The sequence below is a fragment of the Pseudomonas psychrophila HA-4 genome (assembly GCF_000282975.1).
GTDB lineage: Bacteria > Pseudomonadota > Gammaproteobacteria > Pseudomonadales > Pseudomonadaceae > Aquipseudomonas > Aquipseudomonas psychrophila_A.
The window spans coordinates 1-1,121 of the sequence record NZ_ALJC01000034.1 but is presented as its reverse complement, the minus strand read 5'-3'; the positions used below and the strand labels follow the sequence as shown (position 1 = coordinate 1,121).

The following is a 1,121-nucleotide window of genomic DNA, read 5'->3' as shown; positions in this document are numbered from 1 at the left end:
GGCTTTTGCTGGCTCATGTGCAGCAAGAGGCTTACCCATGATCCTTATTCCTCTTGGCAGCATGTTTCTGTCCATCGATGCCACCCAGCCTGACATCAAGGGGGTTCTAAACGAACTGACCCATTGCCTTGAAGGCTACCGGGACCATGCTGACGCTTGGTACGGCGGCATGCTCGACGTAGAACAACAGTTTCGTGTCGGCAATGAAGTGATCACACGCGACAAGGACAGCAGAGCGCCGGTGGTGTTTTATGCCCAATGTCAGCGGGACGCCAAGCTGACCTTGGTCCACGCCTTCGAAGCCGCGCGTTTCGTGCCCATTGGTAATACCCGCGTGCGTTTGGTGCCCGTGGGTGGCGGCCCTGCCATTGAAACGTTTATTGGCGCCTCCGGTATCAAACTGGTCGAGGACTGCCAGCCCAACCAGAACTACCAAATCACCTTTTACCCGCAGATCACTGGCGAACAGATCGATGCATTTTTCGACTCTTACAAGACCGTGCTCAACGACCTCAGCAGTTGGCTCGACACTCGGTGGGAGACTGAATATTTATCGCTCTGGCACGCCCATCAACAGGCCGATGCACTGGGCCGAGTCCGCATGGAAATGCAAGGCCAATGGGACGGTCTGATCAAGGCCCTGCTGGCCGTGTGGGATGACATCACCGGCTTCTTCACGCTGATAAGCCACCCGCAAGAGAACTACGAAAAGCTAAAAAAATTCTTCACCGAAGAACAACTCCAACTGCTGTTGAACGCCTCCCACGAGTCGCTGGAAACAGCGTTGTTGATTGCCAGTGATGAGCCGCTGATGTGGTCCTACTTCTCGGCCATGATTGCTTGGCTGAAACTATTGCCGCCGCAAATTCGCAGCGAAATACAGGCGCAACTCTCCAGCGAAGTGCTGATCGGTATCGTGCTGGGGATTCTGTTGACGGGCGGTATTGGCCTAGCCATACGCCTCTCCCTCAAGGGCGCTAACAAGGCAGTCGACGCGACCAAAGCCACCGGACTGCTTGAGGACTTTGTCGAACTGCTGATGCGCACCAGCAAGGCACATTCCGCCCCTCATGCGGCGGCAGGCAAACCCATTTTGCTACAGGGTGAAGGTCGCCTAAATT

General features: G+C 55.5%; 1 pseudogene. It reads left to right on the top strand.

Features of this window, described 5'->3' with window-relative positions:
- Positions 1-37 precede the first annotated feature (37 nt).
- Positions 38-1,121: pseudogene (locus B347_RS24650) on the top strand (hypothetical protein); the annotation flags it as partial.